Annotated in this window: 11 protein-coding genes; 3 read left to right on the top strand and 8 right to left on the bottom strand. The window is 72.1% G+C overall.

Annotated features, from left to right (window positions below):
* Nucleotides 1-80 precede the first annotated feature (80 nt).
* Complete coding sequence (locus tag ABZY20_RS09405; protein WP_356438924.1) at nucleotides 81-1,400, bottom strand: jacalin-like lectin; 1,320 nt, start codon at nucleotides 1,398-1,400, stop codon at nucleotides 81-83.
* 228 nt (nucleotides 1,401-1,628) lie between these two features.
* On the opposite strand from ABZY20_RS09405, the gene ABZY20_RS09400 reads away from it, so the two are divergent.
* Nucleotides 1,629-2,525: an MFS transporter gene (locus tag ABZY20_RS09400; protein ID WP_356439650.1), complete on the top strand. Its 897-nt coding sequence runs from the start codon at nucleotides 1,629-1,631 to the stop codon at nucleotides 2,523-2,525.
* Nucleotides 2,526-2,651: 126 nt separating this feature from the next.
* On the top strand, nucleotides 2,652-2,849 hold the full coding sequence (locus ABZY20_RS09395; protein ID WP_356438922.1) for a hypothetical protein: 198 nt from the start codon (nucleotides 2,652-2,654) through the stop codon (nucleotides 2,847-2,849).
* A gap of 147 nt (nucleotides 2,850-2,996) precedes the next feature.
* On the opposite strand, the gene ABZY20_RS09390 is transcribed toward ABZY20_RS09395, so the two are convergent.
* The 7 genes from ABZY20_RS09390 to ABZY20_RS09360 form a co-directional block, all read right to left on the bottom strand.
* A complete protein-coding gene (locus ABZY20_RS09390; protein WP_356438919.1) occupies nucleotides 2,997-3,407 on the bottom strand; it encodes an STAS domain-containing protein in 411 nt (136 codons plus the stop codon).
* Nucleotides 3,408-3,641: 234 nt separating this feature from the next.
* Nucleotides 3,642-6,509, bottom strand: a complete 2,868-nt coding sequence (locus ABZY20_RS09385; RefSeq protein ID WP_356438916.1) for a glycoside hydrolase family 2 TIM barrel-domain containing protein — start codon at nucleotides 6,507-6,509, stop codon at nucleotides 3,642-3,644.
* 12 nt (nucleotides 6,510-6,521) lie between these two features.
* Entirely contained in the window at nucleotides 6,522-7,403 is an 882-nt protein-coding gene (locus ABZY20_RS09380) for a carbohydrate ABC transporter permease (RefSeq protein WP_356438914.1), read from the bottom strand.
* Nucleotides 7,400-8,365: a sugar ABC transporter permease gene (locus ABZY20_RS09375; protein ID WP_356438912.1), complete on the bottom strand. Its 966-nt coding sequence runs from the start codon at nucleotides 8,363-8,365 to the stop codon at nucleotides 7,400-7,402. The genes ABZY20_RS09380 and ABZY20_RS09375 overlap by 4 nt, the downstream gene beginning before the upstream one ends.
* 20 nt (nucleotides 8,366-8,385) lie before the next feature.
* Nucleotides 8,386-9,651: a sugar ABC transporter substrate-binding protein gene (locus ABZY20_RS09370; protein WP_356438909.1), complete on the bottom strand. Its 1,266-nt coding sequence runs from the start codon at nucleotides 9,649-9,651 to the stop codon at nucleotides 8,386-8,388.
* A 213-nt stretch (nucleotides 9,652-9,864) separates the two neighbouring features.
* The gene (locus ABZY20_RS09365) at nucleotides 9,865-11,136 is read right to left on the bottom strand and encodes an ROK family transcriptional regulator (RefSeq protein ID WP_356438906.1); all 1,272 of its coding nucleotides are present in this window, start codon (nucleotides 11,134-11,136) and stop codon (nucleotides 9,865-9,867) included.
* Nucleotides 11,137-11,354: 218 nt separating this feature from the next.
* Nucleotides 11,355-11,894 carry an STAS domain-containing protein gene (locus ABZY20_RS09360; protein WP_356438903.1) on the bottom strand — a complete coding sequence of 180 codons (540 nt, stop codon included), beginning with the start codon at nucleotides 11,892-11,894 and terminating at the stop codon, nucleotides 11,355-11,357.
* A 132-nt stretch (nucleotides 11,895-12,026) separates the two neighbouring features.
* Here ABZY20_RS09360 and ABZY20_RS09355 point away from each other — a divergent pair, with 132 nt between their 5' ends.
* Nucleotides 12,027-12,377 carry a helix-turn-helix domain-containing protein gene (locus ABZY20_RS09355; protein WP_356438901.1) on the top strand — a complete coding sequence of 117 codons (351 nt, stop codon included), beginning with the start codon at nucleotides 12,027-12,029 and terminating at the stop codon, nucleotides 12,375-12,377.
* Nucleotides 12,378-12,558 lie beyond the last annotated feature (181 nt).

The raw sequence follows: 12,558 nt of genomic DNA, 5'->3' as shown, positions 1-12,558 counted from the left end.
ATCGTAGCCTGCGGTGCGTACCCGGGGGCCTCCGCCGAGACCTCTCGTGCCGGGACCGGCGGCCGAGGTGCCGGGCCCGGTCAGCGGACGGGCGCGTACAGCACTCCCAGCTTGTCGATCTCCTCGCCCGCCCGGCCCGTGAAGCCCACGATCTGCCAGCCCGCGGGGGCCGTGAAGGTCTTCGCGTCGGACGTGGCGGTACCGGCGGACAGGGTGCGGCCCCGGTCCGTGGCGAAGGACGCCGAGAAGATCCGTGTCCGGCCGTCCTTCCGGCCCTGCGTCAGCCGCACCGACGTCAGGTGCTCACCGGACGCCAGGGTCAGGGACCTCGCCGTGCCGCCCGTGCCGCCGTGGGTGAGGACCGTACCGCCGTCGTGCGTGAGGGACACGGCGTCCAGGCGGGCGTCGCCGCGCAGCGTGAGGGTGCGCGGGGCCGGGGTCGCCGGGAGGTCGTCGGCGTCGTTGAACGCCGTGCCGTGCGGGCCGCCGAAGAAGTCGCCGGCGCGCAGCGCGGAGTCGAGGGTGTAGGAGAAGCCGACCGCGTGCGGGAAGTGGTCGGAGAGGTGCTTGCCGTCGGAGCGGAGGAAGGACGCCCAGTCGTTGGCGTACCGCGTGGCGGTGAGGTCCACGAGTTCGCTGCCCCGGTAGAGGACCTTGTCGACCACCTCGCAGTCGTCCGCCGGCGCCGCCGCGTCGCAGACCAGCGCGTCGCCGCCCTGGGCCGGCGGTGTGCCGCCCCTGACCAGCCGCACCCACGCGTCCGTCAGGCCGTTCTCCGACAGCAGGGTGCGGATGTTGTCGCCGGCGCGGGTGTAGCGCGTGTTCGTGTCGCCCATGACGATCACCGCGTTGCCCGAGGAGTTCGCCTGGATGAAGTCGGAGAGCTGCTCGATGTTGGCCCGGCGGGCCGCCAGCGCGTCGTCCGTCGCGTCGGCGTTGGTGTGGACGTTGTACAGGTCGACGTAGACGCCCTCGGCCAGCCGGACCCGGGCGAGCGAGAAGCCCTTCGGGGTCAGGCAGTTGGTGCCGGTGCAGTCGTTCCACCGCACCCGCTCGAAGTCCTCGAAGGGATGGTCCGAGAGGGTGTTGAGGCCGTCGCCGAAGCCCGCGCCGCCGCTGGTCGCCGTGCGGTACGGGTGCGTGTCGTGGGCGTAGAGCGCCGCGTGGTAGTTGAAGTCCTCCTGCACGTTCACGATGTCGTACGGCCCGAGCCGCGCGCCGATCAGCGGGGTGTTCGTCTCCGGGTCGCTGTCGCCCAGGCCGAGCGGAAGCCCGGCGATGTTGTACGTCAGCACGCTGAACGAGCCGGTCGTGGCCGCCGCCGCGGGCGTCCCGGAGGCGGCGGTGAGTCCGGTGAGGGTCAAGGCGGCGGCGGTGAGGGTGCCGAGGAGTCGTCTCATGGCGGGGGAGTCTCCGGTCGGTGGGGGCGCGGGAAACATGAGCAACGTTCAGGTTCGAGGTCAAACCCGTTGAGCACAAGGGGAGTTCGGGAAACAGTGGAGGAAGGCGTGACGGGCGGGACGTCGGGGGAGGCGGTTAGGACGCACGAGGCGGCGCGACGCGAGGACGGACCGGACGGTGGGACCCCCTCGGACGGCGACGGCGGCGGCTCACGGCCCGGCCGGCCCCTGTGGCGGCAGCGCGACTTCGGGGTCTTCTGGGCCGCGCAGACCCTCTCCGTGCTCGGCGACTCCTTCGCGCTGATCGCCCTGCCGCTGCTGGTCCTCCAGGCCACGGGCTCGGTCGCGCGGATGGGTCTGCTGACCGCGGTGGGCGGGGCGGCGTCGGTCGTGGCGGCCGTGTTCGCCGGGGCGGTGGTGGACCGCGTGGACCGGCGCCGGCTGCTCATCGCCTGCGACCTGGTCCGCATGGTGCTGTACGGGCTGATCCCGCTGGTGTGGCTGTCCGGCGCGCACATCTGGCTGCTGTACGCGGTGCTGCCGCTGTGCGAGGCCGTCGGCATGCTGTTCGCGGTCGGCTACGTCACCGTCCTGCTGTGCGGGTTCAGCTTCCTCACCCTCGGCCTGCACGACCTGGTCATCTACCACCTCAAGCACGACCTCGGCCACGACGACGGCACGGTCGGCACCGTCCTGGCGGTCGGCGCGCTCGGCACCATCACCGGAGCGCTGCTGGTGGCCCGGATCCGCCGCCGCCTCGGCTTCGGCCCGACCTGGACCGGCTCGGTCGCGGTGTGCGGCCTCGCCTTCGCCGGTCTCGGCTGGGCCCGTGACGTCCCCGCCGTCGCGGCCCTCAGCGCCGCCTTCCTGGCCTGCGCGGGCATGGCGGGCACCTGCTCGATGTCCCTGCGGCAGGAGGTCACCCCCGAGCCGCTCCTGGGCCGTGTGACCGCCGCGTTCTGGACCCTGCAGTACGCGGCGGCCCCCGCCGGCGCGGCCGTCCTCACCTGGGCCGCGGAACGCCGGGGCACGGCCCCGGTCGCCCTGGCGGCCGGCACGGCCTGCGTCCTGCTCGCCGCGACCGTCCTGCTCACCCCCATCAGGGCCCACCGGGACAAGGGCTGAGGCGGCCTCCGGGCCGCCGGAACGCCGGATCACCTGTACGGGGTGAGTCCCCGGGGCGCGCGAGGGCGGAGCATCGCAGGGGAGGAGACGGAGCCGACCCCCGCAGGCCGCCCGCAGGAGAACGCCATGCGCTACGAGATCCGCGTCGACGGGCTGATGTCGAAGACCCTGACCAGGGCCTTTCCCGAGCTGGAACACGTGGTGATGTCCGGTCGGACGGTCCTCTACGGCCCCGTCGTGGACGAGGCGCACCTGTACGGGCTGCTGGCCCGCCTCCAGTCGTTCGGGCTGCGGGTGGTGGAGATGCGCCGGCTGCCGGAGTGAGGCGGCCGCCGGATCACCGGCGCGGGGCCGGGATGACTCCACGGCAGGGGCCGGGCGCGTGTGGCCCGCGGCGGCTCGCCGGACCGGGCGTGACGGCCGGACACGCGTGAGGGTCACCCACCCGGCCGGGGCACCCACCCGGGCGGGTCACCCAACGGGCCGGGACGCCGAGGCGGTGAGGGCCTGCCCGGCGGACGCTTCGGCGGGCGGGCGCGCGAGGACCTCGAAGACCCCCGCCAGTCCGGCGCCCCGAAGGGTGCGCCGGACACAGGCGCTGTCGGTGACCAGGCGCAGCCGCCCCTTCCGGGCCAGCACCCGGTTGCGCGCCCGGCACAGCACCCCCAGCCCCGCGCAGTCGATGAAGGACACCGGGCGCAGGTCCAGCACCAGGTCGGGGCAGGGCACGGCGGTCAGCGAGTCGAGGCGCGACCGGAGCTCCGGTGCCGTGAGCAGGTCGATCTCACCGCGCAGGGTCACGACGGCGGGCCCGCCGCCGGCCCGGGCGGCCGGGCGCGGCGCGGGGGGCGGAGTGGACCTGCCGGGGGTGTGCTCGGACATGATCCGAGCACACCGCGTCACCGAGGGAGCACGCTAGGGCCGATAGGCCCCATTGGGCCGGGCGCAGGGCGCGACCGTCGGCCGCTCACGCCCGTGCGCCGCCCCGGGCTCCGTCTCCCCGGCCCGCGCGCCCTCGGAGAGCCCGGACGGTCCGGACGGCCCCGGAGGGCCTGGACGGTCCGGACGGACCCGGAGAGCCCGGACGGTCCGGACGGCCCCGGAGAGCGCGCGTCCTCACCCGGCGGCCGAGAACACGAACGAGAACTCCGCCGGCTCGGCCCTCAGGAAGTACTGCGGCAGCGGCCCCGGGCCGCAGGACTGCGAGCCGATACCGTGCTGCCCGTGGTCGAGGTTGACCCAGACCGTGTCGCCGGGCACCAGGTCGCTGCGGTGCGTCGCCGCGTCCAGCTGCTCGGTCGTCCAGCGCCGCGCCGTGAACCAGAACTCCGGATCGCCCTCGACGCGCAGCCCGCCGATCTCCACCCAGCGGACGTCGGCCCGGGCGCCGTTCTCCTGCGGACGCACGTACGGCGTCTGCAGCCGGTCCACCGAGGACCGCCAGCGGCCCACCCGGGACGCCTTCGCGGTGTCCGGGTACGCCTCGCCGGGACCGCCACCGAACCACTCCACCGCGTCGGCCTCCGCCAGGCCCAGGCGCACCCCGAGCCGGGGCAGCGGCAGCGTCCAGTCGCCCTCCGGCGTCACGGACACCGTCAGCCGCAGCCGCTCGCCGTCGGACGTCCAGCGGTACACCGTGTCCAGGCCGACCTCCCGGGCGGCGGGCGCCACCCGGGTGCGCACCGTCAGCGCGTCCTCGCCCGCCTCGACCGCGACCAGGCGGTGCCGCATGCGGTGCAGGCCGAGCGTGCGCCACAGCACGCCGTAGCGGGTGTCGCTCTGCCACTCGGCGCCGTCGTCGTTGTCGGTCGTCGCCCGCCACACGTCCAGCCGCGGTGCCGCGCCGACCTCCACCGCGCCGACCGAGAGCAGCGCCCCGGTCCGGGCGTCGAAGGCGGCCGGGCCGAGCGTGATCCGGTCCCCGTCGCGCACGGGCCGGTCCGAGGCGGGGAGCACCGGCAGCGGGCGCGCGCCGACGGCGAACTGCCCCCAGGCCACCTCGTGGTCCTTCGCGGCCCAGGGCGTGTCGTCCGCGAGCAGCGCCCGCACCGTCCACTGCCGCTCGCCGCCCCGGCCGTCCGCGGGCGGCTCCGGCAGCTTCAGCTCGGCGCTCTCGCCCGGCGCGAGTGCCGGCACCGCGAGCGCACCCGCCTCGACGGTCTCGCCGTCCACCTGGCAGGACCATTCGAAGGCCAGCGCGGACAGGTCCGCGAAGTCGTGCTTGTTGGTGATGCGCACCGTGCCGTCGGTCCCGTCGCCCTCGATCAGGACGGGCTCGATGACCTTCTTGTACTCCACCAGGCCCGGCGACGGCGTACGGTCCGGGAAGACCAGCCCGTCGCAGACGAAGTTGCCGTCGTGCAGCTCCTCGCCGAAGTCGCCGCCGTAGGCGTAGCCCAGCTCGGGGTGCCGCACGCCGTGGTCGATCCACTCCCAGACGAATCCGCCCTGGAGCCGGTCGTACCTCTCGAACAGCTCCTGGTAGTCGGCCAGCCCGCCCGGGCCGTTGCCCATGGCGTGCGCGTACTCGCACTGGATGAAGGGCAGTTCGCGGCGCTTGTGCGTGCCCCCGTCGAGGTTGCGGCCGATCTTCTCGACCTCGTCGTGGAAGGCGTACATCCGCGAGTAGACGTCGGTGTCGCGGCAGTTCCAGTCGCCCTCGTAGTGCACCAGCCGCTCGGGGTCGCGGGCGCGGATCCACTCGGCCATGGCGGTGAGGCCGCGGCCCGTGCCGGCCTCGTTGCCCAGGGACCAGAACACGACCGACGGGTGGTTCTTGTCCCGTTCGACCATCCGCGCGGCACGGTCCAGCAGGGCCGGGGTCCAGCGGTCGTCGTCGACCGGGTTGTCCCGCCAGTCCTGCTCGGTGAAGCCGTGCGTCTCCAGGTCGCACTCGTCGATGACCCACAGCCCGTACTCGTCGCACAGGTCGAGGAAGGCCGGGTGCGGCGGGTAGTGCGAGGTGCGCACGGCGTTGAGGTTGTGCCGCTTCATCAGCAGCACGTCCTCGCGCATGGTCTCCAGGTCCAGGGCGCGGCCCTTCTCCGGGTGCCACTCGTGCCGGTTGACGCCCTTGAACAGCACCGCCCGGCCGTTGACCTTGACCAGCCCGTCCTCCAGCACGACCGTCCGGAAACCGATGCGCAGCGGCACCCGCTCGCCCTCGGTGGCCAGCACCCCGTCGTACAGCTTCGGCGTCTCGGCGGTCCACGGCTCGACGGCGACCGTCACCGGCTCGCCGGTGGCGACGTCGATGTCCAGGGCCGGGACGGTCACCCGCCCGTCGACGTCGGAGTCGACGCGCAGGGTGCCCTCGCCGGTGGTGTGGTCGTACGAGGCGTGCACGAAGAAGTCGCCGACGCCGCCCGCCGGGCGGTGCAGCAGCGTCACGTCACGGAAGATGCCCGGCAGCCACCACTGGTCCTGGTCCTCCAGGTACGACCCCGCCGACCACTGGTGCACGCGCACGGCCAGCACGTTGCCGCCGGGCTTCAGCAGGTGCCCGACGGCGAACTCGTGCGGCAGCCGGGAGCCCTTGAACTCGCCCAGCTCCGTGCCGTTCAGCCAGACGCGGGCGCAGGACTCGACGCCGTCGAAGCGCAGCACCGCCGAGCCGTCCGCCGGCCAGTCGTGCGGCAGGTCGAAGAGGCGCAGATGGTCACCGGTCGGGTTCTCCGTCGGCACGTGCGGCGGGTCCACCGGGAAGGGGTAGAGGTGGTTGGTGTAGATCGGGGAGCCGAACGCGCCGTCGCCCTGGAGGACCCAGTGCCCGGGGACCGTGACCTCGGCCCAGGTCCCGGCGTCGTGTCCCTCCTCGGCGAACGAGTCGTCCTCGGCGTCGGCGGTCGCCGACAGCCGGAAGCGCCAGGTGCCGTTCAGCGACAGGGACCGGGCGTCCGAGGACGCGTACCAGGCGCGGGGCGGCAGGGCCCCGCGGCCCGGGGAGACGTCCTCGACGTAGTCGGCGGGGGTGCGGAAAGACATCGGTCTCCTAGCTCAGCCCTTGATGCCGGTCTGCGCGATCCCCTGCACCAGCCAGCGCTGGAGGAAGAGGAAGACGAACACCAGGGGCAGGATGGATATGGCGGTGGCCATGAAGATCAGGTGGTAGTTGACGGTCTGGTTCGTCATGTACGACGACAGCGCCACCTGGACGGTCCAGGCGCTCGGGTCCTGTCCGATGACCAGGGGCCACAGGAAGGCGTTCCAGCCGTTGATGAAGGTGATCGTGGCGATGGCGGCGAAGAAGTTCAGCGAGTTCGGCACGACGACGCGCCAGTACGCGCCCCAGTAGCCGAGCCCGTCCACGCGTGCCGCCTCCTCCAGCTCCTTGGGGAACCCCAGGAAGTACTGCCGGAAGAGGAAGCACGTGAAACCACTGAAGAGGCCCGGGATGATGAGTCCCCGGTAACTGTCGACCCAGCCGAGGGACGACACCAGCACGAAGCTCGGCACGAAGGTGACCGCCGTGGGCACCATCAGGGTGACCAGGACGGCGTAGAAGACCTTGTCGGCGTGCTTGTAGGGGATCCGGGCCAGGCCGTACCCGGCGAGCGAGCAGACCAGCAGGATGCCGGCGGTGTGCAGGACGGCGACGACCACCGAGTTCCACAGGGACCGGGCGAAGTCGACGGTGACGTCGTCGAACGGCTCGGTGATGTTGCCCCACTGCACGGTGGTGGGGAACCACTTCCACTCCTCGCCCGTGATCTCCGGGTCCGTCATGAACGCGTTGCGGACGATCAGGTAGAAGGGGATCAGGAACAGGACGGCGGCGACGCCGGTCGCGAGGTACAGGCCGGTGTTGCCCATGACGCCGCCACGCCTGACCTCGCCCGGTTCGGCGGTCTTCCTGATGTCGGGTGCTGTGGTGGTCACTTGGACTCCTCACCCCTTCCGAAGCCCATGATCCTGCCCTGGAGCAGGGTGACGACGCAGATGAGCAGGGTCAGGACGACCGCGCCCGCGCTGCCCGCGCCGTAGTTCTGGTTCTCGCCGAGGGCCATCTTGTACAGCTCGACCAGCGGGGGCTGGCCCCAGGTGGCCTTGCTCAGCAGGTTGAAGAACTCGTCGAAGGCCTGGTAGGCGGCGATCAGCAGGAGCAGGATCACCGCGGTGGAGGTGGCCCGCAGCTGCGGCAGCGTGATGTACCGGAAGGTCTGCCAGCCGGGCTTGGCGCCGTCGATGGCGGCGGCCTCGTACAGCTCCCGCGGGATGTTCTGCAGCGCCGCGAGGAACAGGATCATGAAGAAGCCCGACTGGAGCCACAGGCGCACGGTCACGATGACCAGCCAGTACCAGGGCGGGTCCGGGCTCGCCAGCCAGGCGATGTTGTCCACGCCGAACCAGCTCAGCACGGTGTTGGCCAGACCGAAGCGCACCCCGTTGAACAGGGACATCTTCCAGATCAGCGAGGCGGCGACGTAGCTCACCGCGGTCGGCAGGAAGAACACCGACCGGAAGAACGCCCGCATGAACCGCAGCCGGTTCACCAGCAGCGCCAGGCCGAGCGACAGGGCCCAGGTGGCGGGCACGATGAACGCGGCGAACACCGTGAAGGTGACCAGGGAGTTGAGGAAGTCCTCGTCCGTCAGGACCTGCCGGTAGTTGGCGAGGCCGACGAACTCGCTCGGTGTGACGGTGAAGCGCGCCTCGAAGAAGCTGAGCCAGACGCTCCAGCCGATCGGCACGAAGACGAAGACGACCAGGCCGATCAGGAACGGCCCGGTGAACAGCCAGAAGTTGAAGGTGCTGCTCGCCCGCAGGCTGCGCCGCGGCCGGTGCCCGGAGGCCTCGGCCGGGGCGGGCCGGGCGAGGCCGCGTGTGGTGGTGGTCGACATGTCGCGATCCGTCCGGCGGCTTATCCGAAGAGCTTCTTGAGCTCGGCGCCGACCTTCTTCTCGCAGGCCGCGAGCTGCGCCTTCGGGTCGCCGTTCTTGCGGACGGCGTTGGCCATCACGTCGTTGAACGCGGCGATCATGGCCTGCGTCCAGCCGATGTTGTCGAAGTGGCCGAACTCGTTGAAGAGCTTGACGCCTTCGGCGGGCAGACCGGACTTCAGCTTGTCCGCGGACTCGGCGAGGGAGGTGCGCGGCGGGATGTGGAAGCCGTAGGAGGTGGCGAAGTCCTCCTGGTACTGCTTCTGGTCGATCCACAGCCACTTGACGTATTCCTTGGCCGCCTCGACGTTCTTGCCCTTGGCGTTGACGAACATCGACCAGCCGCCGTTGTAGACGGATTCCTTGCCCGCCGAACCGACCTTCGGGAAGGGGAAGACGCCGATGTCGTCGCCGAGCGCCTGCTGCATGGCCGGCATGGCCCACATGCCGCACCACTGGATCGCGGTCAGGCCCTGGGTGAAGGCCGACGGGTCCCACCAGTCGGCGGGGGCGCCGAGCAGCAGGTCCCCGCTGGTGAACAGGGAGCGCAGCTGCTTGAGGCCGTCGGCGACCGCGTCGGTGTTGAAGGCGGGCTGGTTGTCGGCGGTGAGGGTGTCCGCGCCGGCCGACCAGATCAGGTTGTGCTGCACGGGCGTGAGGTCGTTGCCGAGGTAGGCGCCCTTGACCTTGCTGGTCCTGAGCTTGGCGGCGGCCTCGACGAGCTCCTCCAGCGTCGTCGGCACCTCGACCCCCGCCTTCTCGAACATCGAGGGGCGGTAGAAGAAGAACTGCGGGTCGTCGATCATCCGGACGCCGTATATCTTGCCGTCGACCGTGTGCGACGTGATGTCGGCCTGGTTGAAGTCGCTCTTGACCGGCTCGATGATGTCGGTCAGGTCGGCGACCTGACCGCTCTTGATGAGCTGGATCTGCGGGTGGAACTCGAAGACGTCCGGCGCGTTGTCGGTGAGGAGCGCGGCGAACAGCTTCTGCTCGAAGTTGTTGCCGGTGATCCACCGCGTGGTCACGTTGGCGTCCTTGTAGGCCTTGGCGTACTTCTTGACGGCCTGCTCGACGCCGGCCTCGCCGTAGGCGTGGAAGTACTGGACCAGGTTCTCGCCCGACCCGGACCCGCCGCCCCGTCCGGTGTTGCTGCCGCACGCGGCCAGTCCGCCGGCGGCGGCCAGGCCCATCGCGGCGCGCAGTACGGTTCGGCGGTCCCAGGTGCTGTTGCTCGATGCCGACATGCTGACGTCCTTGTCTCGAGTGCGGCTGCGGCTCTGCGGCTCACTGCCTGACGGCTCACGGCTCGGTGGCTGTTGGCTCAAAGGGAGGTGCGGTGCGGGACGCTAGAGCTTCTGCTAAGGCTTCGGCAAGGGGTTGGACGAAGTCGGTTCGAAGCGTTGTCTCCGGTTCGCGATGTCGAACGCCCGGGGCGCGGGAAGGTGCCGCTCCCGCAGCTACGCCGGTGGCGTCGCGGTGCGCGTCCGCACGGGGGAAGCGCCGGGGGAGGCGCCGGGGGACGCGCGCTTGCCGTTCTTCTGCCCGACGGTCCGGAGCGCGCCCTCCAGCGCGAACGTGGCCGCCCCGAGGCACACCGGGTCGGTGGGGATCGGGGAGAGGACGATCTCCGTGGCGGCCAGCGGCCGCGGCAGCGCGTGCCGGGCCACCGCCTCGCGCACCTCGCGCAGCAGCGGCTCGCCCAGGGCCAGGGCGACCCAGCTGCTCAGCACGACGATCTCGGGGTTGAACAGGTTCACCAGGTCGGCGACCCCGGCGCCCAGGTAGCGGGCGGTCTCGTGGACCGTCCGGCACGCCACCGGGTCGCCCTCGGCGACCCCGCGGGCCAGCGCGTCGATGGTCGCGGTCTGGTCCTCGGGGTGCAGCAGCGGGCTGTCCGGGGCGAGTTCGCGCAGGTTCGTCATGATGCCGCGCGCGCCGACGTACGCCTCCACGCAGCCCTGGTTGCCGCAGCGGCACGGCCGCCCGTCCAGCACCATCGTGGTGTGTCCCCACTCGCCGGCGCTGTTGCTGACGCCGCGGTGCAGCCCGCCGCCCAGGACGAGCCCCGCGCCCACCCCGGTCCCGAGGTTGACCACCACGGCGTTCCGGGCGCCGCGTGCCGCCCCGAACCACAGCTCGGCCACCGCGCTGGCGCGCAGCGGGTTGTCCAGGTACAGCGGATAGGCGATGTGCTCGGTGAGCAGGTCGAGCAGCGGCACCTCGTGCCAGTCCCAGTTGGGCGCGTACTCGGAGATGCCGGTGGCCCGGTCGACCTGCCCCGGGACGCTCACCCCGACCCCGAGCACCCGGGCGCCCTCGATCCCGGCCTGGGCGACCACCGAGCCGACGGCGGTGGCCACGTGGGCGACCACCTGCCCGGGCAGGCTCTCGCCGGCCCGGACGTCCTCCTCGGCGCGGGCCAGGACGTTCAGCCCCAGGTCGAACAGCTCGACGTGGACGTAGGTCTCGGCGATGTCGACGCCGATCAGCGCGCCGCCCGAGGCGTTGACCGCGACCAGCCCCCGGGGGCGGCCGCCGGCCGAGTCCTCGAACCCGACCTCCGTGATCATGCGCAGATCGAGCAGCTCACCGACGAGGGTGGCGACCGTGGCGAGGCTGAGGCCCGTGGCGGCCGCCAGCTCCTGCCGGGAGGTGGGTGACTCCGCGATGATCTGGCGCAGCACCTCGTAGCGGTTCGCGGTGCGGATGTCGCGTGATGTGCGCTTCACCGGGGTGCCCATCCCTTCCCAGACCGGCTCGGGCCGGGTCGACGTCGGCACCGGCGCGGCGCAAGGCTATGGGCTGCCGGGGACTTTCGACAAGGGGTTAGGAAAGGGGCTTTATAAAGTGCGCCGCCGGTAGCGGCCGGTGGTGGCCGGGAGGCGTCCGCTCATCATGCCTCACGGGACGGAGTCCGCCGGTTCCGGGGCACGTCCGGCGCCCCGGCTCAGCCCCGCTCGGCGACCGCTCCGCTCACGGGACGCCTCGCCGCCTCCGGCCGGGCGGCGTCCGTGCCGGAGGCCGCCACCGCGAGCCGCCGCCGCGCCCGGCCCGGCAGCGTGCCCCCGTGCGCGGCGCCCGCCGGGACGGTCACGCCCGGCTCCGCGAACAGCTCCCGCGTGCCCGTCAGGTCGAGCAGGCGCTCCACCGCCCGGCCGACCGAGCGGATCACGACCGTCTTGCCCTGGTCGAGGGCGCGGCCGCGCAGGTCCAGCAGCATGTTGACGCCGGAGCAGTCGCAGAACCCGACCGCGTCCAGGTACAGGTCGATCCCGCCGCCGGACAGCGCGAGGGCGTCGTAGAGGCAGGGCAGGAGCTGCCGGCTGCCGAGGTCCAGTTCGCCCCGCACCGTCACGCCCACGCGGTCGCCGTCCGCGGTGACGTCCAGGGTCGCCATGCAGGGCGGGACCGCCCTCCGCGCACCGTCGCTCGCCGTGGGTGCGGCGCCCTGCTGGGTGTGAGACCGCGCGTACGCAGACTCAGGCATGGCTCTGTTCTCCCTGTCTGTTCGCTCTGTCCCCGCATCAACTGTGCGTCTCTACCCCACATACGTCAACCGATACGTGAAACGCAGTACGTGTTTCTGCGTGCATGAATTCCAGGTCGTTAAAGTGGAGGCATGGATGGAGTGCCCGAGCCACACACCGGATGGACGTTCCTCACCAACCACGCACGCGTGCTGGCGGCCATCGCCGACAACCACAGCGCCCGCATCCGGGACATCGCGGCCCACTGCCGGCTCACCGAACGCGCCGTGCAGAAGATCATCGCGGACCTGGAGCAGGACGGATACCTCTCCCACACCCGGGAGGGGCGCTCCAACACGTACCGGATCGACCCCGCCAAGGTGCTGCGGCACCCGGCCGAGGCCGGTCTGACCGTGGCGTCCCTGCTGTCCCTGCTCGCCCAGGACGAGGCCGACCGCGCGACGACCCCGGGCCCCGGCCCCCGGCCGCACGCGGCGACCTGACGGGGCGGATGCCGTGACGCGACCGGCCGGATGCCGTGACGCGACGCGACCGGGCGGGCGGGCGCCGGGACTGACCGGCCGATGGCTCGCCGTGACCACAGGCTCGCCGTGGCCACAGGCTCAACGTGACCGCCGGCACGCGGTGACCGCCGGCTCGCCCCGGCGGTCACCCGAAGCCGTC

The sequence above is a fragment of the Streptomyces sp. NPDC006624 genome (assembly GCF_040611555.1).
Classification (GTDB): Bacteria; Actinomycetota; Actinomycetes; order Streptomycetales; family Streptomycetaceae; genus Streptomyces.
Note: the sequence above shows the minus strand (reverse complement) of the source record. Positions and strands in the feature narration are given on the sequence as shown.

Coding starts and splice junctions, on each gene's coding strand:
- ABZY20_RS09390 (WP_356438919.1), bottom strand. CDS start 3,407: ATGTCCGAGCACACCCCCGGCAGGTCCACTCCGCCCCCCGCGCCGCGC.
- ABZY20_RS09405 (WP_356438924.1), bottom strand. CDS start 1,400: ATGAGACGACTCCTCGGCACCCTCACCGCCGCCGCCTTGACCCTCACC.
- ABZY20_RS09355 (WP_356438901.1), top strand. CDS start 12,027: ATGGATGGAGTGCCCGAGCCACACACCGGATGGACGTTCCTCACCAAC.
- ABZY20_RS09385 (WP_356438916.1), bottom strand. CDS start 6,509: ATGTCTTTCCGCACCCCCGCCGACTACGTCGAGGACGTCTCCCCGGGC.
- ABZY20_RS09360 (WP_356438903.1), bottom strand. CDS start 11,894: ATGCCTGAGTCTGCGTACGCGCGGTCTCACACCCAGCAGGGCGCCGCA.
- ABZY20_RS09370 (WP_356438909.1), bottom strand. CDS start 9,651: ATGTCGGCATCGAGCAACAGCACCTGGGACCGCCGAACCGTACTGCGC.
- ABZY20_RS09375 (WP_356438912.1), bottom strand. CDS start 8,365: ATGTCGACCACCACCACACGCGGCCTCGCCCGGCCCGCCCCGGCCGAG.
- ABZY20_RS09395 (WP_356438922.1), top strand. CDS start 2,652: ATGCGCTACGAGATCCGCGTCGACGGGCTGATGTCGAAGACCCTGACC.